The organism is Polynucleobacter sp. VK25, assembly GCF_018687355.1.
GTDB lineage: Bacteria > Pseudomonadota > Gammaproteobacteria > Burkholderiales > Burkholderiaceae > Polynucleobacter.
In genome coordinates this window covers 1600188-1623177 of sequence record NZ_CP061288.1, presented here as the reverse complement: position 1 = coordinate 1623177, position 22990 = coordinate 1600188, and the positions used below count along the sequence as shown (strand labels likewise).

General features: G+C 44.5%; 19 protein-coding genes and 1 tRNA gene. 14 read left to right on the top strand and 6 right to left on the bottom strand.

All coding sequences use genetic code 11. The features are described from left to right. Nucleotides 1-50: 50 nt before the first annotated feature. Together dxs and folE2 are read left to right on the top strand one after the other, a co-directional pair. Nucleotides 51-1952 carry a 1-deoxy-D-xylulose-5-phosphate synthase gene (gene dxs, locus AOC21_RS08200; protein ID WP_215391513.1) on the top strand — a complete coding sequence of 634 codons (1902 nt, stop codon included), beginning with the start codon at nucleotides 51-53 and terminating at the stop codon, nucleotides 1950-1952. Nucleotides 1953-1977: 25 nt separating this feature from the next. Further along, on the top strand, nucleotides 1978-2805 hold the full coding sequence (folE2, locus tag AOC21_RS08195) for a GTP cyclohydrolase FolE2 (protein ID WP_215391512.1): 828 nt from the start codon (nucleotides 1978-1980) through the stop codon (nucleotides 2803-2805). Nucleotides 2806-2828: 23 nt separating this feature from the next. Here the strand turns inward: folE2 and tsaD are convergent, their stop codons facing one another. Beyond that, complete coding sequence (gene tsaD, locus AOC21_RS08190; protein ID WP_215391511.1) at nucleotides 2829-3902, bottom strand: tRNA (adenosine(37)-N6)-threonylcarbamoyltransferase complex transferase subunit TsaD; 1074 nt, start codon at nucleotides 3900-3902, stop codon at nucleotides 2829-2831. Nucleotides 3903-3979: 77 nt separating this feature from the next. Between tsaD and rpsU the strand changes: the two genes are divergently transcribed. The 8 genes from rpsU (at nucleotide 3980) to AOC21_RS08150 (ending at nucleotide 13099) form a co-directional block, all read left to right on the top strand. Continuing rightward, nucleotides 3980-4192: a 30S ribosomal protein S21 gene (gene rpsU / locus AOC21_RS08185; RefSeq protein ID WP_011903537.1), complete on the top strand. Its 213-nt coding sequence runs from the start codon at nucleotides 3980-3982 to the stop codon at nucleotides 4190-4192. A gap of 121 nt (nucleotides 4193-4313) precedes the next feature. Continuing rightward, on the top strand, nucleotides 4314-4760 hold the full coding sequence (locus AOC21_RS08180; protein WP_215391510.1) for a GatB/YqeY domain-containing protein: 447 nt from the start codon (nucleotides 4314-4316) through the stop codon (nucleotides 4758-4760). Between the two features lie 49 nt (nucleotides 4761-4809). Beyond that, nucleotides 4810-6774, top strand: coding sequence for a DNA primase (gene dnaG / locus AOC21_RS08175; RefSeq protein ID WP_215391509.1), 1965 nt, complete (start codon nucleotides 4810-4812; stop codon nucleotides 6772-6774). Between the two features lie 234 nt (nucleotides 6775-7008). Then, nucleotides 7009-9588, top strand: coding sequence for an RNA polymerase sigma factor RpoD (rpoD, locus tag AOC21_RS08170; protein WP_215391508.1), 2580 nt, complete (start codon nucleotides 7009-7011; stop codon nucleotides 9586-9588). A gap of 12 nt (nucleotides 9589-9600) precedes the next feature. Beyond that, nucleotides 9601-9677 (top strand) — tRNA-Ile (locus AOC21_RS08165). 148 nt (nucleotides 9678-9825) lie between these two features. After that, a complete protein-coding gene (locus AOC21_RS08160) occupies nucleotides 9826-10824 on the top strand; it encodes a calcium:proton antiporter (protein WP_256437818.1) in 999 nt (332 codons plus the stop codon). A gap of 232 nt (nucleotides 10825-11056) precedes the next feature. Next, nucleotides 11057-12025: a tripartite tricarboxylate transporter substrate binding protein gene (locus AOC21_RS08155; protein WP_251371489.1), complete on the top strand. Its 969-nt coding sequence runs from the start codon at nucleotides 11057-11059 to the stop codon at nucleotides 12023-12025. Nucleotides 12026-12028: 3 nt separating this feature from the next. Beyond that, nucleotides 12029-13099 (top strand): isocitrate/isopropylmalate dehydrogenase family protein, encoded by a 1071-nt coding sequence (locus tag AOC21_RS08150; protein WP_215391505.1) that lies wholly within the window; start codon nucleotides 12029-12031, stop codon nucleotides 13097-13099. A gap of 225 nt (nucleotides 13100-13324) precedes the next feature. Here the strand turns inward: AOC21_RS08150 and AOC21_RS08145 are convergent, their stop codons facing one another. From AOC21_RS08145 to AOC21_RS08135, 3 genes are read right to left on the bottom strand one after another with little or no spacing between them, the layout of a single operon-like run. Beyond that, a complete protein-coding gene (locus AOC21_RS08145; protein ID WP_215391504.1) occupies nucleotides 13325-14089 on the bottom strand; it encodes an enoyl-CoA hydratase/isomerase family protein in 765 nt (254 codons plus the stop codon). Between the two features lie 27 nt (nucleotides 14090-14116). Then, nucleotides 14117-15076: a tripartite tricarboxylate transporter substrate binding protein gene (locus AOC21_RS08140; RefSeq protein WP_215391503.1), complete on the bottom strand. Its 960-nt coding sequence runs from the start codon at nucleotides 15074-15076 to the stop codon at nucleotides 14117-14119. 36 nt (nucleotides 15077-15112) lie between these two features. Next, a complete protein-coding gene (locus tag AOC21_RS08135; protein WP_215391502.1) occupies nucleotides 15113-16024 on the bottom strand; it encodes an SMP-30/gluconolactonase/LRE family protein in 912 nt (303 codons plus the stop codon). A 103-nt stretch (nucleotides 16025-16127) separates the two neighbouring features. On the opposite strand from AOC21_RS08135, the gene AOC21_RS08130 reads away from it, so the two are divergent. The 3 genes from AOC21_RS08130 to AOC21_RS08120 all read left to right on the top strand — a co-directional run bounded on the left by AOC21_RS08130 (nucleotide 16128) and on the right by AOC21_RS08120 (nucleotide 19137). Then, nucleotides 16128-17081 carry a tripartite tricarboxylate transporter substrate binding protein gene (locus AOC21_RS08130; protein WP_215391501.1) on the top strand — a complete coding sequence of 318 codons (954 nt, stop codon included), beginning with the start codon at nucleotides 16128-16130 and terminating at the stop codon, nucleotides 17079-17081. Between the two features lie 312 nt (nucleotides 17082-17393). Continuing rightward, nucleotides 17394-18371, top strand: a complete 978-nt coding sequence (locus tag AOC21_RS08125; RefSeq protein ID WP_215391500.1) for a tripartite tricarboxylate transporter substrate binding protein — start codon at nucleotides 17394-17396, stop codon at nucleotides 18369-18371. A gap of 7 nt (nucleotides 18372-18378) precedes the next feature. Next, a complete protein-coding gene (locus tag AOC21_RS08120; protein WP_215391499.1) occupies nucleotides 18379-19137 on the top strand; it encodes a class II aldolase/adducin family protein in 759 nt (252 codons plus the stop codon). Nucleotides 19138-19155: 18 nt separating this feature from the next. Here the strand turns inward: AOC21_RS08120 and AOC21_RS08115 are convergent, their stop codons facing one another. Then, complete coding sequence (locus AOC21_RS08115) at nucleotides 19156-20163, bottom strand: 2-hydroxyacid dehydrogenase (RefSeq protein ID WP_215391498.1); 1008 nt, start codon at nucleotides 20161-20163, stop codon at nucleotides 19156-19158. Nucleotides 20164-20387: 224 nt separating this feature from the next. Between AOC21_RS08115 and AOC21_RS08110 the strand changes: the two genes are divergently transcribed. Further along, nucleotides 20388-21656, top strand: a complete 1269-nt coding sequence (locus AOC21_RS08110; RefSeq protein ID WP_215391497.1) for an amidohydrolase family protein — start codon at nucleotides 20388-20390, stop codon at nucleotides 21654-21656. Nucleotides 21657-21762: 106 nt separating this feature from the next. Here AOC21_RS08110 and AOC21_RS08105 read toward each other — a convergent pair whose 3' ends face one another. Beyond that, nucleotides 21763-22989 carry a CaiB/BaiF CoA-transferase family protein gene (locus AOC21_RS08105; RefSeq protein ID WP_215391496.1) on the bottom strand — a complete coding sequence of 409 codons (1227 nt, stop codon included), beginning with the start codon at nucleotides 22987-22989 and terminating at the stop codon, nucleotides 21763-21765. Between the last annotated feature and the right edge of the window lies 1 nt (nucleotide 22990).

Genomic DNA, 22990 nt, shown 5'->3' with positions numbered 1-22990 from the left:
CAGCAAGAAAACAGCAAAAGAAATACATCAGCATAGATTACTTAGGTTCAATGACTTTACATTCAATTAACTCTCCTGACGATCTTAAAAAACTCACACGTGAAGAGCTACCTGCTCTAGCTGATGAGTTACGCGAGTTTGTTTTAGATTCCGTCTCTAAGACGGGCGGACACCTATCGTCAAATTTAGGAACAGTTGAGCTGTCTATTGCCTTGCATTATGTATTTGATACGCCTGACGATCGCATCGTTTGGGATGTTGGACATCAAAGCTATCCCCACAAGATTCTGACTGGTCGTCGTGAGCGCATGAATACTTTGCGCCAGTACCAGGGCTTATCAGGCTTCCCACATCGCTCTGAGAGTGATTTCGATGCTTTTGGAACTGGTCACTCATCCACCAGTATTTCTGCGGCGATGGGTATGGCACGTGCGTTTCAAACTAAAGGTGAGCGACATGTTGCAGTAGCGGTTATTGGCGATAGCGCTATGACCGGTGGAATGGCTTTTGAAGCCATGAACAATGCTGGTGTATACGACGACTTACCTCTTGTAGTGATTCTGAATGACAACGACATGTCGATCTCTCCTGCGGTGGGTGCACTCAATCGCCACCTCGCTAGATTGCTCAGCGGCAATATTTATTCAGCGACTAAAAAAGGGATTGATAGCGTTTTATCAATTGCTCCTCCGTTACGTGAGTTCGCAAAACGCCTCGAAGATCATGCCAAAGGCATGGTTTCGCCATCAACGATATTCCAAGAGTTTGGCTTTAACTATTTCGGTCCGATTGATGGACATGATTTAGATGCTTTGATTCCGATGCTGCAGAACGTGCGTCGCTTGGCTTTAGAAGGTCGCGGCCCTCAGTTCTTGCACGTCGTTACCAAAAAGGGTCAGGGCTATGAGTTGGCTGAGGCGGATCCCGTGCTGTATCACGGCCCTAGTAAATTTAATCCTGAAGAGGGTGTCAAAAAAGCAGTTGCTAGCAAGAAAACATTTACTCAGGTATTTGGTGAATGGTTGTGCGATATGGCGCACGCAGATCCTTTGTTAGTTGGTATTACGCCAGCGATGCGTGAAGGCTCGGGCTTAGTGGAGTTTGAAAAGAATTTTCCTAAGCGTTACTACGACGTCGGTATTGCTGAGCAGCATGCTGTCACTTTTGCGGCTGGTATGGCTTGCGAAGGTATGAAGCCAGTAGTAGCGATTTACTCTACTTTCTTACAGCGCGCGTATGACCAACTCATTCACGACGTAGCATTACAGGACTTGCCTGTTTTATTCGCATTAGATCGCGCTGGGCTAGTGGGCGCCGATGGCGCTACGCATGCTGGCGCATATGACATTCCATTCTTACGTTGCATTCCTAATATGTTGGTGATGACACCAGCAGATGAATCCGAGTGCCGTGATTTATTAACAACCGCTTTTCATCAGCCGCATCCAAGTGCCGTGCGCTATCCGCGCGGTGCAGGTATAGGCGCGATTCCCTCTAAAGAATTGCGCACGCTACCTATGGGTAAGGCGGAGATTCGTCGCAAATCAACGGCTCCCGCCGGTCAACGTGTGGCGATTTTGGTATTTGGTACTTTGCTATATCCCGCACTTGAAGTGGCTGAAGGCATTAATGCAACAGTTGCCAATATGCGTTTTGTTAAACCGCTGGATGTTGATTTAATTCAATCACTAGCTGCTGAGCATGATTATTTTGTGACGATTGAGGATGGGGCTATTGCCGGTGGCGCTGGCAGTGCTTGCTTAGAGGCGCTATCGAAGCTCGGTATTAATAAACCCCTCTTGCAATTAGGTCTTCCTGATGAGTTCATTGAGCATGGTGACTACAGCTTGTTGATGACCAAGTGTGGCTTGGACGTAGAAGGCATTGCCAACTCAATCAAACAACGATTTCCGACAATATTGACCATAAATTCAGCGCTTTCAGGCAAATAAGCCAGTTTTGCCTGAAAATAGAGTAATGAATGACATGAATCCCGCTTTTCTGAAAGCCAGCGCAATGCCTGACGTGCAATCCACCTTGGATGAGCGCGCATTGCCAATCGAGCAGGTAGGTATTCGCGGCGTACGTCATCCACTCACCATTCGCAGCAAGACCGGCAACTTTCCATCAGTCGGCACTTTTGAGATGGATGTTGCACTACCTGCACATGTAAAGGGTACTCACATGTCCCGTTTCATGGCGCTTCTGCAAAAGCAAGGTGAGGCTGTCGATAGCACTACCGTTGTAGCGCTAGTGCGCGAGATGCTGCCTTTGCTTGATGCCAAAGAAGGTCATGTGCAATTTACTTACACACACTTTGTCAAAAAAGCTGCCCCAGTTTCTGGTGTAGAAAGTTTGATGGATTACGAAGTGACTTGGATGGCGACTGCTAAGCAAAATGCAGCCGGTAGTTCCGATGTTGAATTAGGCTTGCGTGCGCAAGTTCCTGTAATGAGTTTGTGCCCTTGCTCAAAAGAGATTTCAGAATTTGGTGCTCACAACCAACGTTCACATGTCACGATGACAGTGATCTTGGATTCAGAAACACAGATGACTGTGGAGGATTTGGTTGCTGCGGCAGAAAGTGAAGCCTCTAGCGAATTATGGGGATTATTGAAGCGTCCTGATGAGAAGTGGGTTACTGAGCATTCTTATAGCAACCCTAAATTCGTAGAAGACTTAGTGCGTGATGTAGCCGGCAACCTCAAGGCAGATCAGCGTATCCAGTCTTTTGTGGTTGAGGCTGAGAACTTTGAGTCGATTCATAACCATAGTGCGTTCGCCAGAATCAGTCACAAGAAATAAGCAGCTGCAGGTAAGCAATACATTTATTTCAGATTATTGCTTTGCAAATCCCAGCGGGGTTTGATATCAAAGGCTCCAGAAGTTGTGGAGCCATTATTTTTTTCAATTAAACGTAATGCTCCAGCAAAAGCAATCATCACGCCGTTGTCGGTACAAAGTTCTAGTGGTGGGTAATGCACTTCAAAACTATTGCGTTTCGCTTTGTCATTAAGCGCAGCACGTAATTGCAAATTAGCACCAACGCCACCTGCAAGTACCAAGTGTTTACAACCGGTTTGCTTGAGTGCTTTTTCTGACTTGCTCACCAATACCGCAACAATCGAATCGACAAAACTTCTAGCGAGGTCCGCATGAAATTGTGCAACCTCATTCGTATCAAGAATATTTTTCTCGGTAAACTTTTTCGTTTGATTGAGTACGGCGGTCTTTAGGCCTGAGAAAGAAAAATCTAAATCGCCAGAATGCAGCATAGGTTTTGGCAAATCAAAAATACCTGGACGACCTTGCTCTGCTAATTTAGAAATCGCTGCGCCACCGGGGTAGTCTAGGCCGAGTAATTTGGCCGTCTTATCAAACGCTTCTCCTGCGGCGTCATCCAAAGTTTCACCAAGGAGCTCATATTGGCCAATGCCGGAGACTTTCATGAGCTGGGTATGCCCTCCCGATACTAGGAGGGCAATAAATGGAAATTGGGGGGCTGTTTGACCCAAAAGCGGGGAAAGTAGGTGTCCTTCGAGGTGATGAACCCCAATAGAGGGTAAGTTCAGCCCCTGGGCTAGGGATTTGGCAAAAGCGCTACCCACAAGGAGGGCGCCAGCCAGTCCCGGGCCTTGGGTGAAGGCAACCGCATCAATATCAGCTAATTGAAGGCCAGATTGGGCTAAAGACTGGTCTAAAAGGGGTAAAACACGGCGAATATGGTCACGAGAGGCTAATTCCGGGACAACGCCCCCATAGTCCCGGTGCATGGCGATTTGGGAGTGCAGGCCCTGGCCCAGTATGCCCTGGAAGGCCGGTTTACCCTCTTCCCAAGGCGTGGTGTTGTATAAAGCCACCCCGGTCTCGTCACAAGAAGTTTCTATTCCTAAAACAATCATTTTTTTACTTAGCCGTGCTAGAATCGCAATTCAGTTAATTTTTCGATATCTATCGAGCATATACGAGTTAAATAAGTATGACTACAGTCCGCCTCCGCGAAAACGAACCATTTGAAGTGGCATTGCGCCGTTTCAAGCGCACCATTGAAAAAAATGGCCTTTTGACAGACTTGCGTGCACGCGAGTTCTACGAGAAGCCAACGGCTGAGCGTAAGCGCAAGAAGGCTGCAGCTGCTAAGCGCCATTACAAGCGTATTCGCAGCCAAATGTTGCCTAAGAAGCTTTACTAATAGAATTTAAAAGCTCTCTTCACCGAGAAGCTTTGAAACCCGCTGACGGTGAAACGCAGCGGGTTTTTGCTTTTTGAATTGCTCAATACAGCTAGATATATTCAACACTAGGAATAAAGCCATGACTCTAAAAGATCAAATTACCGAAGATATGAAAAACGCAATGCGCGCTAAAGAAGTTGAGCGCCTAGGAACGATTCGTCTTTTGTTGGCAGCGATTAAACAACGCGAAGTGGATGAGCGCATTGTGGTTGATGATGCTGGCGTGATTGCTACTGTTGAGAAAATGATTAAGCAACGCAAAGATTCTATCTCTCAGTTTGAAAAAGCCAATCGCGATGATTTAGTTGCAATTGAAGCTGCAGAAATGGTCATTTTGCAAACGTATTTGCCTGCGCAGTTATCTGACGCTGAAGTAGAGGCTGCAGTGGCTGCCGCCGTTGCTTCTACTGGTGCTACAGGCCCGCAGGATATGGGCAAGGTCATTGGCGTTCTTAAAGGTCAATTGGCTGGTAAAGCAGATATGGGCAAGGTTTCTGGCTTGGTAAAAGCCGCACTGGCGAAATAAGTAATTTCAGCAGCTACCCAAGAAAGCAAAATCCTTTCATACTGGCCATATGGCACTCATCCCACAATCCTTCATTGCCGATCTTTTAAATCGGGTTGATATCGTTGATGTGGTTGGGCAGCACGTTAAGTTAAAAAAAGCGGGCGCAAACTTTCAAGGTTTGTGCCCCTTCCATTCAGAGAAATCCCCTTCATTTTCGGTATCGCCTACTAAACAGTTTTATCACTGCTTTGGATGTGGTGCGCACGGCTCTGCGATTAGTTTCTTGATGGAGTACTCGGGGCTTGGTTATGTAGATGCCATTGAAGACTTAGCGCGTTCTGCAGGTTTAGACGTACCCCGTGAAGAGCGTACTGCGAATGATGTGGCGAGGCAGCAGCAAGCAATGGCATTGAGCGAGGTCATGAGTTCCGCGGCCGATTGGTATCGCCAGCAACTTAAAGGCAACACTAGAGCGGTTGAATATTTAAAAGGCCGTGGACTTACCGGCGAGATTGCGAAGCGTTATGCCTTAGGCTATGCGCCGGATGGTTGGCAAGGCCTGGAAGCGGTATTTGGAACCTACTCCAATGATGAAATAGCCAAGACCTTGGTTGAGGGCGGCTTGTTGATTCAGGGTGAGCAAGCGGAAGGCGGTCAACCCATTAAACGCTACGATCGTTTCCGTGATCGTGTCATGTTTCCTATTCGTAATCCCAAGGGTCAAACGATTGGTTTTGGTGGTCGCATTTTGGATCAGGGCGAGCCAAAGTATTTAAATTCCCCTGAGACGCCATTATTTTCTAAAGGCAATACGCTGTATGGATTATTCGAAGCAAGACAAGCAATTCGCGCGCAAGAATATGTCCTAGTTTGTGAAGGTTATATGGATGTCGTTGCCTTAGCGCAATTAGGCTTCCCCAATGCCGTTGCAACTTTGGGTACAGCTTGTACAGCGAATCATGTGCGCATGCTCTTACGCCAGACTGACAAAGTGGTGTTTTCATTTGACGGCGACTCTGCTGGTCAACGTGCAGCACAGCGTGCACTAGAAGCCTGCTTGCCTTTAATGTCAGACGATAAAGAAATTCGTTTCTTATTTCTGCCGACAGAACATGACCCAGATAGTTATGTGCGTGCTTATGGTGCGCCCGCTTTTGAGAAGGTGATTAAAGAAGCGATGTCTATTTCTAGCTTCTTCTTTAAAGTGGTTAGTGAAGGCCATGAGCAAACCACCCCTGAGGGTCGAGCCCATACCCATCATGCCGCCAAGCCACTCTTACTATCAATGCCCCCAATTGCACTGCGCACGCAAATCTTGCGTGAGTTAGCAATTCGTACTAATACAACTCCAGCAGAGCTTGAGGCATTTTGTGGGTTAACCGTAGCGCCAACACCAGTAAGACAAACTACTTATCAGCCAATGCAGGCACGAGCTCAAACTGGCCAAGGCAACCAAGGCAATCAAAATAATTTCTCAAGCAATCGACAGGGTGCTCCATGGCAAGCATCCAAAGGATCTGCAAAACGAGTTGCCAATCAAAATATTGAACCACCTAAAGCGCCAACCGATTTGGCCGAGCAAATGTTGCGAGTCATGATTCAGTTTCCGCATTTGGGAAAAGCATTGGATGAAAATAAGCGCGCACTTGCATTAAAAGCAGCAGAGCAGAGATCTGAAAAAGCTCTCGCTTTGATGAAAGACCTTTTGTCACAGTGTGATTTGGTTGAGTTGATTCCCGGTGAGGGGAGTAAGCCAGCAATCGCAGGCGCCGGTGCTTTTGCAATGTTTCAGGACCAACTCTCTCGTAGTGAGTTGGCTCCTTTATATGAAGTTTTGAGAAATCGGGTGATGGGTTCTGATTTGGAGTTGGAGGGCGCAGCTGCTGACCTTGATGGGGCATTCAAAAAGCTGGAACTAACCCATCTCAAGCAAGAAATGACTGATATTGCTCAAAAGATCGCTGGAAGCACTGCTTCCGAGCAAGATAAAGCCCGTTACCGGGAATTAGGTGAAAAGCTGAAATTCTCCTAAGAATTTTCTGAAAAACCCCTAGAAATTCCCTGAAATTACCCCATATTTTTAGGTAATGCGGGGGCAAAAAAGTCGCAATCGACTATAATCCTCTGTTCCCAAGAAAAAACCGATTTAATTCAGCCACTTGCGCTTTATTTTGATGAAATTTGGGGTAAGTGAGTAAATGAGTTACTACGGGGCTGTGTTTCTTCAGTCGATATCAATAACAGTAATGTGAGTAAGTGCTAATAAATGCCTAATACCAAGACCAAAAAACCAGCTCCAAAAGCAAAAACTCCTGCGAAACCAGTAAAAGCTGCAGCAAAACCGGCCCCAAAAGCAAAAGCTCCGGCCAAGCCAGTGAAAGCTGCTGCAAAACCAGCAGCCAAAGCTAAGGCTCCAGCAAAACCAGCCCCAAAAGCAAAGACACCCGCCAAGCCAGTGAAAGCTGCTGCAAAACCAGCAGCCAAAGCTAAGGCTCCAGCAAAACCAGTCCCAAAAGCAAAAGCGCCTGCCAAGCCAGTAAAGGCTGCTGCTAAGCCGACTCCAAAGGCACCAGCTAAAGCTCCAGCTAAACCAGTAAAGGCTGCTACAAAACCAGCGGTAAAAGTAATGGCAAAAGCACCTGCTAAGCCAGTTGCTAAAGCACCTGTGAAAGTTGCAAAAGCAGAAGTCAAAGTTGAACCAGTAAAAAAAGGTAAGGCTGCACCTGCACCCAAAGCTGAACCAGCTAAAGCGGTAAAGGAAGCAAAAGAAACTAAAGAAGCCAAAGGTAAAAAAGCCCAGGTTGCTGAAGTTGAAGTTCCCGTTGTTGAGGAAGAAAAGAAACGTGGCCGCAAGGCGAAGGCGGATGCTCCCGCAGAAAATGTTGAACCAGTATTAACGGATCGTCAGAAAGCTCGTGAGCGTAAGGCTAAAGAGAAGGCGCTCTTAAAAGAATTCGCAGCACAGCAGTTGGGTACTGAAGAGCAACAAGAGTTACGCCGTGCTCGCTTGAAGACTTTGATCAAGATGGGTATGTCCAAGGGTTACTTAACCCATGGCGAGATGAATGACGTAATGTCTGACGAGTTATCTGATGCAGATGCATTGGAGACTTTGATCAGCTTGCTCAATGACATCGGTATTACTGTTTACGAACAAGCTCCTGATGCTGAAACCTTAATCCTGTCTGACAACACAGAAGCTGCAGCTTCCGAAGAAGAGGCTGAAGAAAAGGCTGAAGCAGCCCTCTCTACAGTGGACTCAGAGTTTGGTCGCACAACCGATCCAGTGCGTATGTATATGCGTGAGATGGGTACAGTAGATTTGCTGACTCGCGAAGGCGAGATCGTGATTGCTAAGAAGATCGAAGCTGGCCTTAAAGATATGGTCATGGCTTTGGCTGCATGTCCTGTAACGATTGCTGAGATTCTGAGTAACGTTGACAAGATTGCTAGTGGCGAGATGGAGATTGACCAATTTGTTGATGGCTTGGTTGATCCAAACGCAGAAGATATTAAGCTTGGGCCTGAAGAGCCTGAAGTTGACCCAGATGCCGAAGAAGGCGAAGAGGGCGAAGAAGATGAAGGCGGCGGTGGTGGTGGCGGAGCTGCAACGGCTAACGCTAAGCAATTAGAAGAGCTAAAGCAGATTTCTTTAGAGAAGTTTGCAATCGTTCGTTCCCAAGCCGACAAGATGCGTCGTGCGTTTGATAAGGATGGTTATAACTGTCCCGCATATCTCAAAGCGCAGGAAGCAATTCGTGCTGAACTGCTTGGTTTCCGCTTAACTGCCAAGAGTGTTGAGAAGTTATGCGACACCATGCGCTCACAAGTAGATCAAGTATGGAAACTAGAGCGCGGTATCGTTAGCTTGCTAGTAGATAAAGTAGGCGTTAATCGCGGTGAGGTATTAAAAGACTTCCCTAAGATGTCTATGAATTTGACTTGGACCGAAAAGTTGCTCAAAGAGAACAAGCCTTACAGCGCACTCTTGCAGCGTAACGTTCCAGCAATTCAAGAATTGCAACAGAAGTTGATTGATATTCAAAAGAATGTCGTTATTCCACTTCCAGAGCTAAAAGAAGTAAATAAACAGATGATCGCTGGTGAGAAGCGTGCCCGCGAAGCAAAACGCGAGATGACTGTAGCCAACTTACGTTTGGTAATCTCGATTGCTAAGAAATACACCAACCGTGGTTTGCAATTCTTGGATCTGATTCAAGAAGGCAATATCGGTTTGATGAAAGCGGTAGACAAGTTTGAATACCGTCGTGGCTATAAGTTCTCCACCTATGCAACATGGTGGATTCGTCAGGCGATCACTCGCTCTATCGCTGACCAGGCGCGTACGATCCGTATCCCTGTTCACATGATCGAGACCATCAATAAGATGAACCGTATCAGCCGTCAAATCTTGCAAGAAACTGGTCATGAGCCAGATGCTGCAACTTTGGCTCTGAAGATGGAGATTCCTGAAGACAAGATTCGCAAGATTATGAAGATTGCTAAAGAGCCTATCTCCATGGAGACACCAATTGGTGACGATGAAGATTCTCATTTAGGTGATTTCATTGAGGATGGCAATACTTTGGCTCCAGCTGAGGCTGCATTGCATGACTCTATGCGTGATGTGGTGAAAGATGTTTTAGACTCATTGACACCACGTGAAGCAAAAGTATTGCGTATGCGTTTCGGTGTTGAGATGAGCACAGACCACACCCTTGAGGAAGTTGGTAAGCAGTTTGACGTAACGCGTGAGCGTATTCGTCAGATTGAAGCCAAGGCTCTGCGCAAGATGCGTCATCCAAGCCGTAGCGACAAACTCAAGACCTTCCTCGAAGAAGATTGATCCAAGACTAACGGGCCCATAGCTCAGTTGGTTAGAGCAGAGGACTCATAATCCTTTGGTCCCAGGTTCAAGTCCTGGTGGGCCCACCAGAAAAAACCCTCATCAGCAATGGTGAGGGTTTAGTCTTTTCAGTTCAGTTGAAGTTTTTCTTAAGAACGTTGATTGCCTTGCTTGTTGTTTGTTATATGAGTGGTTGGCATTAACCCATTAGTAATTTGAATGGCATAATAATTCACAATGTTAATACCTCTTATTCTTATAGCCGCTTTGGTAGTTTGTATTTTGGTTTCGGTGCATTTTGCTGAGGTAATTGCATTAAGGGTTGGTCAGCCCTATGGCTCCCTTTTATTGGCCCTTGCTGTAACAATTATTGAGGTCGCCTTAATTTCAAGTATTTTGCTTTCCAAATCCCCAGGAAGCGAAGCAATTGTTCGAGATTCAATTTTTGCAACCATCATGATTGTTTGTAATGGTTTGGTTGGGGTTTGTTTAATTATTGGCGCACTCAAATATAACGAGACAATTTTTAAGGTCGACGGAACAAATATCACTCTCGGAATGTTGATCACTACTTCGGTTTTGGTTTTCGTTTTGCCAATGTATACAACCTCCATGCCTGGCCCGCATTACAATGCTGACCAGATGCGCGGAGCCGCAATAGCTTGCTTTGTTCTGTATGCTGTTTATGTTTACGCGCAAACCATCAAACATAGAGATCTTTTTTTACCGCCTAGAATATTTGGCACCGCCTTGGAGCGAAGTAATCATGAGAAGCCTACCTTAAAGGCAGCAATTTATAGTGGCATTGCGATTATTTTTTCATTGACCGCCGTCGTTCTGCTTTCTAAAGCATTGGCTCCTTATATCGAGAATTTTGTCGATAAAATTGGCGCACCAAAGGAATTTGTTGGCGTCATGATTGCCGGCCTTGTTCTTTTGCCAGAATCTATTTCGGCCATTCGCCAAGCATCCAACAATAAGATGCAGAACAGTTTTAATTTGGCTTTAGGGTCAGGCTTAGCAAGTGTCGGACTAACAATCCCTGTAGCCGCCCTTATTTCAATATTGACCGGCATCACGTTAACGCTGGGTCTGGATGCAAAATCTCAAGTATTTTTGTTGTTAACTTTTATTATCAGCATCATGACTATCTCAACCGGAAGAGCTACTTTTTCTCAGGGGATGATGCATATTGTGATTTTTTTAGCCTATATAAGGCTAACTATTACCCCTTAATTTTTTAGCAAACGGTTTTTACCGTGCCAGGTTCAAGTCCTGGTGGGCCCACCAGAAAAGCAAACCCTCATCAGAAATGGTGAGGGTTTTGTCTTTTGAGTGTTGCTTTAAGTAACACTTGTCTACTATGGTGAAATTATAAGAAAATCAATATACCCAATTTTAGGGTTGCTCAACTTTTGTAGAGATTTCAGTTATTCTGATTGCTTAATTTTTCCTAAGGGAGATGCGCATGACTAATCGACGTCAGTTCATTGGGGCCACAGCCTCTTTGCTGCTTCCTTTGCCTTCATGGGCACAGTCATTCCCCACAAAACCAATACGCTACATTGTCCCGGTAGCCGCTGGTGGTGGTAATGACATGATTGCGCGGGTGGTTACTGAGCGTTGGGGTCGTTTTCTTGGACAAACTTTTGTAGTCGAGAACCAAAGTGGTGGTGGCGGAGTGATTGCCTCTCAGTCCACTATGAGGGCCGCGCCAGATGGATACACTCTAATGCAGGGGTATGTCGCTACGCATGGTACGAATCCAGCAACCAGAAAAGTTCCCTATGACCCCATTAAAGACTTCACGCCAATTGGAATGATTGGCGCTACCCCGAATGTTTTGGTTGTGAATAGCCAAGTTCCCGTTAAAAACATGAAGGAATTTATAGACTATGCACGAAAGAACCCTGGCAAGTTAAGTTATGGAACTGCTGGTCAGGGGTCTCTGACCCATATGACAATGGAATTATTTAAACAAGAAACTGGCCTCTTCATTCTTCATATCCCTTATCGAGGTATCGCTCCTGCATTTAATGATTTACTTGGGGGGCAGACTCAAACTATGTTTCCTGGTTTAGCGGCTGCACTTCAGTATATTCAGTCTGGTAGGATGCGTGCATTGGCAGTGACTGGACCTAAACGTAGCCCTGTATTGAAAGATGTGCCGACGATGGAGGAGTTGGGTTTTAAGGGCTTTGATGCTATGCAGTGGTATGGCACCGTTGGTCCCGCAGGAATTCCTGTAGATATCGTTAAACGTTTAAATGAAACTCAGGTTGCTACACTGAAGCTACCTGAGATGCGTGAGAAATTATCGATTGAAGCAGTTGAACCAATGCCAATGTCTCCTGAACAATTTAGCCAATTTATTAAGAATGAAGTGAAGCGGTGGACTGCATTAGCCAAAGCAAGAAATATACAACTGGAAGATTAGGGTATGAAAAAAAAATTACGTGTAGGAATTCTGGAGGGTGATGATATTGGTCACGAGATTGTGCCAGTTGCGGTAGAGGTTGCTAAAGCAGCAGCGAAGATTCACCAGGTTGATATTGAGTGGGTACCATTACCAGTCGGGCGTCGTGCACTTGATACCCATGGCCATACTCTGCCACCAGAAACTTTAGAAACATTGCATACTTTAGATGGCTGGATCTTGGGTCCCATTGGACATCGCGCTTATCCAAAGCAAGCGAATGCAATTAATCCCCATCCTATTTTGCGTAAGCAATTTAATTTATTTGCAAACGTAAGGCCAACACGCTCGTATCCAGATATAGGCTGTCTTCGTGATGATATTGATTTGATTATTGTTCGTGAAAACAATGAGGGCTTTCAGCCAGACCGGAATATGCTAGTTGGAAATGCAGAGTTTCGTCCTAGCGATGAAATGACGCTGTCCATGCGTGTGATTACAAGAACGGGGAGTCGTCGAGTAGCGCAAGCAGCATATGAGTTAGCGCGTCAACGCAAGAAGCATTTAACTTATGTACATAAAGATACCGTCTTTAAGTTGGGTTGCGGGATGTTTGTTGAGGAATGCAAAAAATTAGCACCCGAATATCCGGATGTGCTGGTTGATGATGTAATTGTTGACACGATGGCAATGCGCTTAGTACGTGACCCGCAAAACTTTGACGTGATTGTTACTACGAATATGTTTGGCGATATCTTGTCAGATGAGGCTGCTGGCCTTGTTGGGGGTTTAGGAATGGCTCCTGGGTTGTGTATTGGCGATGGCGATGTAGTCATGGCGCAAGCTACTCATGGATCGGCCCCAGATATTGCTGGTAAGGGTATTGCTAACCCATACTCTATGATTGAATCAACCCGCATGATGTTCGATTGGCTCGGACATAGTAGAAATATCCCTGAGGCTGTGGCGATGGCAAGATCAATGTCAGAGGCAACCACAATAGCCCTAAAAAATCCGAATGCTAGAACCGGTGATATTAATGGCAAAGGCAATACTGCCTCAATGGCAAAAGCAGTCTTAGAGGCTTTGAAGTAATGCAATAAAGTGCTTGGAATTCATCTGGCTTAAAAAGATAAAAATGAAGGAGACGTGAGTAATAGTTAAGACCGGGATGAACAACGCAGGCAACTTTTAACTTGGCTGGCGGCCGGCCCATAGCTCAGTTGGTTAGAGCAGGGCACTCACAATCCTTTGGATCCGCCAGCAATAAAAATGCCAACCTTCGGGTTGGCATTTTTATTATTTCTAAGGAGTTCTTATTTAGATCGATTTATGGGAGGCTGCTAGTCCTTCAAGCGCTAATCCGTAACCAAGTAGGTTGTGCATTTTTTGTTTGAGTTCTTGAGTTAGAAGCGTTCTTGCATATCTTCTAAGTAGGGGAGAGCGTTGCATTAAAAAGTGGGCATGTTCATAAGCTCGATCCATTAATTTATCTGCTGGTAATATTTCGCTAATTAAGCCAACATCTTTTGCTTCTTGCGCATTAAGAGTTTGACCAGTTAGAAGAAAATATCTACCGCGATTAGCCCCCATTAGATGCGGAAAAACAATATGTACGCCATCACCAGGAACTAATCCGCCGGCAAAATGCGCAGAATCTTGAATCGTGGTGTTATCGCTAGCAATCACAATATCGGAGAGCAGTGGAATTTCTGAATGACGCAACGCTGGACCATTAATGGCTCCGATAATCGGGATCTCTATATTCAAAAGATTCATTAGTAGATGCTTTCCCTCCCAATATATTTTGTCCCACTCCATTGCGGTGACTGGATGGCTGACATGGTTGTGGCCATTTGGTGGGCAGGGAGGACCGCTAAAAGCATCGCCCGAACCAGTAAGGATCATTACCTCGTTTTCTGGATCATGACCAATTTCATAAAAAGCTTTTTCAAGTTCTCCATGAGGCAATAGACTCCAATGCAGGGGGCCATCATTTGTATGTAATTTAACCTCAATAATTCCATCCTTACGCTTCATTTTGATGGTTTGATATTTATCAGCGTACTCACTTAATTTAGTCATGGTTTCTTTCTGTCTTTCTATTGGTGGTTATGGCTTAATTCCAGTTGATTTGATGATTTCGCCCCATCGCGCTGTATCTGCTTTCATTAGCGCACTAAACTCAGCTCTTGAGTCGCCGCCTGGTATTAAAGCTTGAGGTGTTAACACTTCACTAATAAATGTATTATTTTTTAGGATTTCAGCTACGTCCTGATAAATTCTATTGAGCACTGGGGTTGGTGTTCCTGCAGTTGCAACCATTCCAAACCAAACACTAACTGAAAACCCGGGAATACCTGATTCTGATACGGTTACCAGCTCTGGTCTAAATGGCAAACGCTTTTCTGTAGCAGTTGCAAGTATTTTCACTTTGCCACTTTTCTCATGTTGCTCAAATGCGCCAAGAGTTCCCACATAAAGATCTACCTGACCCCCAATCATGTCGGTAATGATTTGCGCAGTTCCTTTGTAAGGAACATGCAGCAGCTTTGTGCCAGTTTGACTTTGAAATTCTTCCATTGCTACATGAGGATAAGATCCATTACCCAAAGAGGCATATGGAGTATCCGGATGGGACTTTAAATAGGCAATCAGCTCTTTAATATTGTTTGCTGGAATTTTATTGGATATAACAATAATAGGAGCTTGACGAGCAATTACAGTGATAGGGGCAAAGTCTTTTAGCGGGGCGTAATTCAAGTTAGGATAAAAGTTCGGCAGGATAACGTATGGCGCACTGTCTGAGATCATGAGCGTATATCCATCTGGCGGTGCTTTTGCTACAAACTCAGCGCCAATCATTCCTGAAGCACCACCGCGGTTATCAACAAGCACAGGCTTATTCCATTTCGTGCTTAACTGATTTGCAATGCTTCTGGCTAAAGTATCAGTTGCTCCCCCTGGGGTATAGGGCACTACTATTTTTACTGGCTTATCTGGAAATGTTTGGGCAGTAGCGTAGTTCAGGGAAATTAAATGCCAAACAATAATCACAAGAATTTTTTTCATCATTTCCCCTGCATAAAAGATTGGGTTTTAGTGGGTCTAGCCGAGAAATTCAGGTTCGGGCAATCCTTGAATACCAGGATTCACTGCTAATACACATCCTGCTAAAGGTTGTTGAGCTAATTCTTTATCTTGCATTCTTCGGCGTGCTGTAGTGATAAAGAGCGTATCCAAATTCGGTCCGCCGAAACACAGGCTTGAAACCCTTCTAGTGGGTAGATTAATGACGGTATCAATACGCCCGCGCGGGTCATAGCGAGTTACGCACCAACCATCCATATTAGCGCTCCAAAAACATCCATCAGCATCTACCGTTGAGCCGTCACAAATTCCCCTACCTAGGGGTACATCTGCGAAATGACGTCTGTTATAAATAGCGCCATCAGTAGAGTCATAATCAAAAACCTCAATGCGACAGCTGAATGAGTCAGTAAAGTACATCAAGCGATTATCTGGACTAAAGCTAATTCCATTGATGCAGGTAATACCCTCCATAATGAGGTTTGCCTTTAAGTCAGCGTCTAGCCTCCAGAGTCTGCCGCGTGGTGTGTAGGCGCTTGCTTGAACAGTACCGGTCCAAAAACGTCCATGGCGATCTACTTTGCCGTCGTTGAATCGGTTGCCTGTTCGATCAGAGTCTGGTTTAGTAATCTCGCTGAGTTGTCCGTTGTCAGGATTGAAAAAATATAAGCCTGATCTCATACCCACCACAAGGCCGCCTTTTTGCCTTAGTCCAATCGAGCCAATCTCTTCATCCAATTTCCAGCTTTGTTTTTGACCTGTACTTGGATCAAGACGATAGATGAACATTCCGATTCCATCTACCCACCACAGGAGGCCTTTATCTTTATCCCAGATAATTGACTCTCCGAGGATGTCGTGATTTGAATCAACCACATCAATCACTGACCCGACCATATCAATAGGTCGTGTCATCGAATTTACTGTCATTTTGCGTCTCCGAATTATTGCTATTATTTTTTTACTGTATATTAAAAACTTATTAAAAACAACTTTCTAGCTAAAGCTTTGTTAATAGATTTAGGGGTGATGAATGTTCTTAAAAGCGAATCTACAGAAATATTTAATTTGCTTGTGCGTATATCTTGTTGGTACAAGTTTGGCGATTGCACAAGCAGATAATTTCCCCTCTAAAAGCATTCGTTTAGTTGTTCCTTATCCTCCAGGCGGAGGGACAGATACCCTCATGCGTATTATTGTTCCGCCTCTAACTGAGATTTGGAAGCAATCCATCGTCATTGAAAATCGACCAGGTGCCTCTGGAGCTGTTGGAGCGGATGCAGTGATTCGATCACCTGCTGATGGTTATACCTGGTTAATTGCGACTCCAGCATTGCCGGATCAATTCGTCAATCAATTAGTACCAGTCAGTTTGGTATCCGCATCTCCTTATGTATTAACTGTAAGCCCATCTTTAAAAGTGAATACGGTGCAGCAACTAATCGCAGCCGCAAAATCAAATCCCCAGTTAATTCGTTTTGGTTCCTCTGGTTCAGGATCTGTATCGCATTTATCAGGGGAATTATTTAAATCGATGGCCGGCGTGGAGATGCTCCATGTTCCCTATAAGGGCTCAGGTCCAGCCCTGTCTGATTTATTGGGTGGACATATCAATGTAATGTTTTCCCCTGCTCAAACAGTAATGCCACAAATTCAGGCGGGAAATTTAAAGGCTCTAGCCGTTACCAGCCCCAAAAGATCGCAATCTGTTCCAGGGTTGCCAACCATCTCTGAGTCTGGCATACCTGGGTATAGCGCAGTTGGTTGGTTTGGTATTTTTGCGCCATCAAAGACTCCAAGTAATATTGTTTCAAAGATCAGCGCTGATATAGATAGAGTTTTAAAAACTCCCCAGGTACGCAAGGAAATGTTAGATCGTGGAATAGAGCCATCTGGCGGGACATCAGAAGAGTTTGCAGAGCTAATTAAGGCTGATCAACAGAAATGGTCAAAGCTAATACAAGATAAAAATATTAAGATCGATTAATAACAATGACGAGCCATCATAATCCCCAATCTTTGTAAGAGTGAGGGCATAGTCCAGGATGTAATGAAAACTACATAAACTGAAATCCATTGGTCCCAGACTCAAGTTCTGGTGGACCGCCCAGAAAAGCAAACCCTCATCAGAATTGGTGAGGGTTTTTTAATTGGGCTAGTAGCTGTCGTAAACCCTAATAAATCTTGCTTAAAAAGATATATGCATTGATGAGGCCCATAAAAAAATACCTCTGGTAATTATTTATACTAATATCGCATTGATCACTACTTATAAACTTTAAAAAATAATGGGGGCTTAGTGAAGCATCAATTCTTTATCAGAGTGCTGGGATTACTTGTCTTATTGGGAAGTCCTTTAGTTGCACTGGCAGCTTATCCGGATAGGCCAGTAACTATCATCATAGGCTTCCCTCCAGGCACAGGAACAGATACAGTCACGCGCATTATGGCTGATCGACTTTCTCAGAGAATGGGACAGCAATTTTTAGTGGACAACAAAGTTGGTGTCGCAGGGAGTATCGGAGCTGGAATTGCTGCTAAAGCTAAGCCTGATGGATATACCTTGTTGGTGAGTGCCTCTGCACCGATGTCTATTAATCCACATATTTATAAAGGACTTAGTTACAACCCATTGACGGATTTCACGCCAATTGGAATGCTTGTATTTCTACCCTATTTAATGGTGGTCAATACCAACGACCCAGCCAATACTTTGCAACAATTTCTTGCAAATGCACAAAAGAGCCCAACCCCAATTAGCTATGGATCTACTGGTAATGGCGCGACCAGCAACTTAGTGATGTCGGTGTTGGCTAAGCGTGCCAATATAGAAATGACCCAGATTCCATACAAGGGTAGCAGTCAGGCTCAGGCAGATGTGATTGGCGGGCAATTACCAGTCACTTTTGATACGTTATCGTCAAGTATTGCTATGGTGCGCGCAGGGAAGTTAAAGCCTTTGGCAGTTGCTACACTAAAGAGAACTGAGCTTGCGCCAGAAATCCCGACTGTAGTTGAGCAAGGTTTTCCTGGTTTTGAAATTGGAGCTTGGCTGGGATTTTTTGGGCCACTTGGGTTACCTCCAGCTATTCAGAAAACCTTATTTAATGAAATTAATCTGATATTACAAGAGCCAGAAACACGTGCAAAGTTGGCAAAGGTTGGGGCTGAGGTTCGCGCCTCCTCCTCTTCAGGTGAATTTATAGTGTTCTTAAAAAATGATTACGAGAATACCGGCAAGTTGATTCGTGATTTCAACATTAAGCCAATGGAATAAAAAGCTAATGGATAAAACCAATTATGTTGTAAGCGCTGCAGAGCGCCAAGCTCGCATTGATTTGGCAGCCTGTTATAGGCTAGTTGCCCATTTCGGAATGAGTGATTTGATTTACAACCATATTACCGCCAGAGTTCCTGAAGCCAAGGATGAGCTCATCCTAATTAATCCTTATGGCTTAATGTATAACGAAGTAACAGCTTCTAATCTCATCACCATTAATCTGGATGGTGAGATTGTCTATAACCCCAACCCAGATTTTGGAATTAATCAGGCTGGGTACGTTATTCATAGTGCGGTACATCGGGCCAGGGAGGATGTTGGCTGTGTGATTCATACTCATACGCGTGCTGGTATGGCTGTTTCTGCGATGGAATGCGGTCTATTACCAATTACACAAACCGCCATGAGATTTCATGGCATTAGTTATCACGCGTACGAAAGCGTTGCAATTGACTTGGATGAGCAATCACGTTTAGTTGCGGATTTGGGTAATGAGACTGCGATGATTTTAAGAAATCATGGCCTGCTTGCAGTAGGTCCAAGCGTGGCTCAGGCTTTTAATACATTGTATTGGTTGGAAATGGCATGCAAGGCTCAGGTAGATGCATTATCTTCTGGTGTGAAATTAACGATGCCGCCTGATGATGTGATTCAGAAGACCCATCACCTATATCAGCCTCATGTCAGAAGACCCTTTGGGGAAATGGAGTGGCCCTCAATGCTTCGTATTGTAGAAAAGCTTGACCCAACGTATAAAAATTAATTGATCAGTTTAATGAAGTTATTTATAAACAACTTCATCCAAAGGTTTTTGATTGATGAAGTTTTGTATATTTTTCACAACTGACTCGATTCGTCTTTTATCTAGTTGATCGGTCCAACTGGCTGTATGTGGGGTCATGATCACATTGTCTAGCTCATGGAATGGAAGCGCTGAAGGTCGCATTTCTAAATTATCAGTGCTTGCATATTGATACCAAACATCCAGAAGCGCTCCTCCAATCTCACGGTTTTTGAGAGCTTGATAGATTGCTACCTCGTTAATTATTGGACCTCTGGCTACATTAATAATGACGCCAGTCGACTTCATTTTCTTAAGTGAAGATTCATTAATTAAATCCCTGGTACTTTCGCTGAGTGGCGCAGTAATCAGAACGTAATCACTTTCAGCCAATAGCTCATCTAGATGTGAGCTGTCTTTCCACCATTTAAGTTTGGCATCCACTTTTGGATTTCGACTAATAGCTACAAAATCCATTCCAAAGGGGGTGGCAAGTTGGGTGACTCTCTTGGCTATATGACCAAAGCCAATGAAACCAATAGTTTTATGTTGAACCTCGCTGTGTTTTAACCCTCGCACGATGGATCCGCCATAAGTCCATTTCCCTTGGCGGAGTTCTCGGTCCATGTGGCGCATGCTAATAGCAAACTCTAGTATGCCTAGCATGACGTATTCAGCGATAGGTTCAGAGTGCTGATTCGTATTGCAAACGATGCAGCCAGTCGGTAACCATTCCTCTTGAAGCCAGTCCATTCCAGAAAAAGGCACTTGGATTAGTTGAAGTTGCTTGCCTGCTTTAATGAGGTCTTCTACAAGTTTTGGATCTTTTGAATAAGCTAGCTCAGCCGATACAACCAGAATGTCAGCCTTGGAGACAAGCTCTAGCAATTCGGACTTAGGCTGCTCAATAATGCAGTGTTGGACGGCCCAGGATTTTCCAAGGGCCTGAATCAGTGGAGTCAGAAATATTTTTCCATATTCCCCAACAACCAGAATGCTGTTCGCCATAATTTTCCTATGTGATTGATGGCCTAAATATACAGCTAATTTGGACCTGATCATCCTTTGGTTTAAGGTTCAAGTCCTGTTAGCCCCGCCAGAAATGAAGATACTAACCATAGGCCAGTATTTTTTGAGCTTAATTATTATTGGCCCGCATTCTTGTATACACTATGAATAATCAATCTATTAAAGATTGTCTATAACTATATTAGTGTTTACAGGAGACAGCCATGGATCATAAAAGACGCAAGTTATTGCAATATTCTCTTTACGCAACATCACTCCCGATTATTGGTGGGATTGGATCAAGTTTGGCCCAACAAGGGCTATCGGCCCCGGGTGGATATGATTTATTGGTGACTGGTGCAAGGGTGATAGATCCATCGCAAAACCTAGACGCAATTATGGATATTGGAATTCGTAATGGACGTATTGTTGATTTGCAAAGAGACCTGCCTAGAGATAAGGCTGCCCAGCAAATTAATGCCAGCGGAAAAATCATTACACCGGGATTGATTGATTTACATGCACACACCTATCCTCAAGCTTCTGCTATTGGTTTGCCTGCTGATGAGCTGGTGCCATTCACTGCCACAACCACCTATGTAAGCGCTGGCGATGCTGGTGGAAATAACTTTTCTGCTTTTAAGCATTACATACAAGCGCAAGCAAGAAGCCGTATGTTCGCATTTGTACACATATCCTCGATTGGACTGGCTGGTTACCCAGTTGGCGAAATGAAAAATATTGATTATGCAAATATCGATTTAGCAGCGCGAGTGGTCAATGAAAATCCTGATTTAGTTCTCGGAGTAAAGGTCAGGGAGACACTTGAAGTCGTTGGGGAGAATGGATTGGAACCTTTGCGAAGGGCAAGATTAGCTGCAGAGCGTTCGGGAGTAAAAGGCGCGCGTGTAATGTGTCACATCGGCAATGCCCCTGGTGATCTTGGAGTCTTATTAGACTTACTCAGGCCTGGAGATATCCTGACGCATGCATATAGTGGTGCAGGAAATAATACGGTTCAAAATGGGAAATTGATTGCCGCAGCATTAGAGGCTAAGAAACGCGGAGTCATTATTGATGTTGGACATGGTGGCGGAAGCTTTGATTTCACAATCGCAGAGCCTGCAATTCAGCAAGGACTGATTCCAGACACTATCTCTAGTGATTTACACGCGTATAGCGGTAACTCCCCAAGTATTCCATTTCTGCCAAATGTCATGAGTAAGTTTCTGACTTTAGGTTTTAGTCTTAATCAAGTTGTCGCAATGACAACCAATAGGCCTGGCACTATTATTAACAGAGATCCTTTGCTGGGAACCCTAAAGAAAAATGCTATTGCAGATATTTCGATATTAGACTTAGTTGAGAAGCCCGTTGAATGGTTGGATACACGTGGCAATAAACGGCCTGGTATGTATAGCCTCGTTCCTGTGCAAACAATACGTGCTGGACGTCCTTTTGGTAGGCCATTTGTGGCGCCATTTAGTTATTAATATTATTGGATGTAATCCTTAAATACAAAACATGGGCTCAACTCCCGGTGGCATGCCAAAAAACTAAACCCTCACCAAAAAAGTGGGGGTTTAGTTTTTTGAGGCGTTATTTAAGAACATTTGCAGCCAGCATTTTGGCTATTTGATCCTCGCTGATGCCAATGCTTTTTAGTAACTCATGGGTATGCTGCCCCAGCGTTGGGGTGATATTAGTTACTAATTGGATGCCGTTATCGAGAGTGAATCCTAGTCCAGCCGTTCGTATGGTTTTATTAGCCTGCTTAAAGCTCATAAAAGAGGTCATAATATTTTTCTCTTCTAAAAGCTCATCCAGGAACTCGGGAAGAGTTCGAACCTTGGCTGCAGGAACGCCCGCCTCATTCAGTTGAATCTCTAGCTCAACAGCAGAAGTTTTCTCAAATACCTTTTGAATTTTTTGCCTAACAAGATCGGGCTGTCTTGCTATAACAAAACCCTCGTTAATCGCATTAAATGCATCGAGATCTAGGAGATCTGGGTCAGTGCAAATTTCATCTAAATTAAGAAGATGCATCATTTTTTTAAATTGCGTTGGAGTATTCGCAGCTGTTGATATCCAGCCATCAATACACTGAAAAGTATCCGAAGCAGGGCTGCCACTATAGCCTTTGTTTCCAAGTCGTTTGGCTATTTTTTTATCGGTCAAATAGTCGGTAGTAAATGGATACATTAACATCAGAGCCGCCTGAATAAGAGACGTTTCAATGTATTGACCCACACCATATTTTTCTTGTCGATAGATGGCGGATGTAATTGAGAGAGCCCCCAACATTCCGACTGCAACATCAACTACTGGAAATCCTACTTTTGTCGGGCTTGAGTCGTGCTCGGGGCCAGACATCATCATCATGCCACTCAGCGCCTGAATAACTTGATCATACCCACCTCTGTTAGCCCAGCTTCCCTGTTGTCCATATCCCGAAATGGAACAATATACTATTTGAGGGTTAATTTTTTTAATAGACTCATAGTCTAGCCCATACTTTTTTACCACCCCAGGGCGAAAATTTTCAATGAATATGTTGGAATCTTTTGCAAGACTGCGAATAGCATCTGCGCCCTCAGCAGTTCGTATGTCAACAGCTAATGATTTCTTTCCAGCATTAAGACTTGAAAAGGCTGTAGGAGTATCTGTGGGCGTAGATTCTTTATTGGCCCTCATGACATCGCCAGATCCTGGCTTTTCTACTTTGATGACTTCCGCCCCTAACTGCGCTAGGTAATAGGAGGTTAATGGACCCGCTATGACATGGGATATATCAATAACTCGAATACCCTTTAATGATGCTGTCATG

Coding starts and splice junctions, on each gene's coding strand:
- rpoD (WP_215391508.1), top strand. CDS start 7,009: ATGCCTAATACCAAGACCAAAAAACCAGCTCCAAAAGCAAAAACTCCT.
- tsaD (WP_215391511.1), bottom strand. CDS start 3,902: ATGATTGTTTTAGGAATAGAAACTTCTTGTGACGAGACCGGGGTGGCT.
- AOC21_RS08160 (WP_256437818.1), top strand. CDS start 9,826: ATGTTAATACCTCTTATTCTTATAGCCGCTTTGGTAGTTTGTATTTTG.
- folE2 (WP_215391512.1), top strand. CDS start 1,978: ATGAATGACATGAATCCCGCTTTTCTGAAAGCCAGCGCAATGCCTGAC.
- AOC21_RS08150 (WP_215391505.1), top strand. CDS start 12,029: ATGAAAAAAAAATTACGTGTAGGAATTCTGGAGGGTGATGATATTGGT.
- AOC21_RS08155 (WP_251371489.1), top strand. CDS start 11,057: ATGACTAATCGACGTCAGTTCATTGGGGCCACAGCCTCTTTGCTGCTT.
- dnaG (WP_215391509.1), top strand. CDS start 4,810: ATGGCACTCATCCCACAATCCTTCATTGCCGATCTTTTAAATCGGGTT.
- rpsU (WP_011903537.1), top strand. CDS start 3,980: ATGACTACAGTCCGCCTCCGCGAAAACGAACCATTTGAAGTGGCATTG.
- AOC21_RS08120 (WP_215391499.1), top strand. CDS start 18,379: ATGGATAAAACCAATTATGTTGTAAGCGCTGCAGAGCGCCAAGCTCGC.
- AOC21_RS08105 (WP_215391496.1), bottom strand. CDS start 22,989: ATGACAGCATCATTAAAGGGTATTCGAGTTATTGATATATCCCATGTC.
- AOC21_RS08115 (WP_215391498.1), bottom strand. CDS start 20,163: ATGGCGAACAGCATTCTGGTTGTTGGGGAATATGGAAAAATATTTCTG.
- AOC21_RS08140 (WP_215391503.1), bottom strand. CDS start 15,076: ATGAAAAAAATTCTTGTGATTATTGTTTGGCATTTAATTTCCCTGAAC.
- dxs (WP_215391513.1), top strand. CDS start 51: ATGACTTTACATTCAATTAACTCTCCTGACGATCTTAAAAAACTCACA.
- AOC21_RS08180 (WP_215391510.1), top strand. CDS start 4,314: ATGACTCTAAAAGATCAAATTACCGAAGATATGAAAAACGCAATGCGC.
- AOC21_RS08110 (WP_215391497.1), top strand. CDS start 20,388: ATGGATCATAAAAGACGCAAGTTATTGCAATATTCTCTTTACGCAACA.
- AOC21_RS08130 (WP_215391501.1), top strand. CDS start 16,128: ATGTTCTTAAAAGCGAATCTACAGAAATATTTAATTTGCTTGTGCGTA.
- AOC21_RS08135 (WP_215391502.1), bottom strand. CDS start 16,024: ATGACAGTAAATTCGATGACACGACCTATTGATATGGTCGGGTCAGTG.
- AOC21_RS08145 (WP_215391504.1), bottom strand. CDS start 14,089: ATGACTAAATTAAGTGAGTACGCTGATAAATATCAAACCATCAAAATG.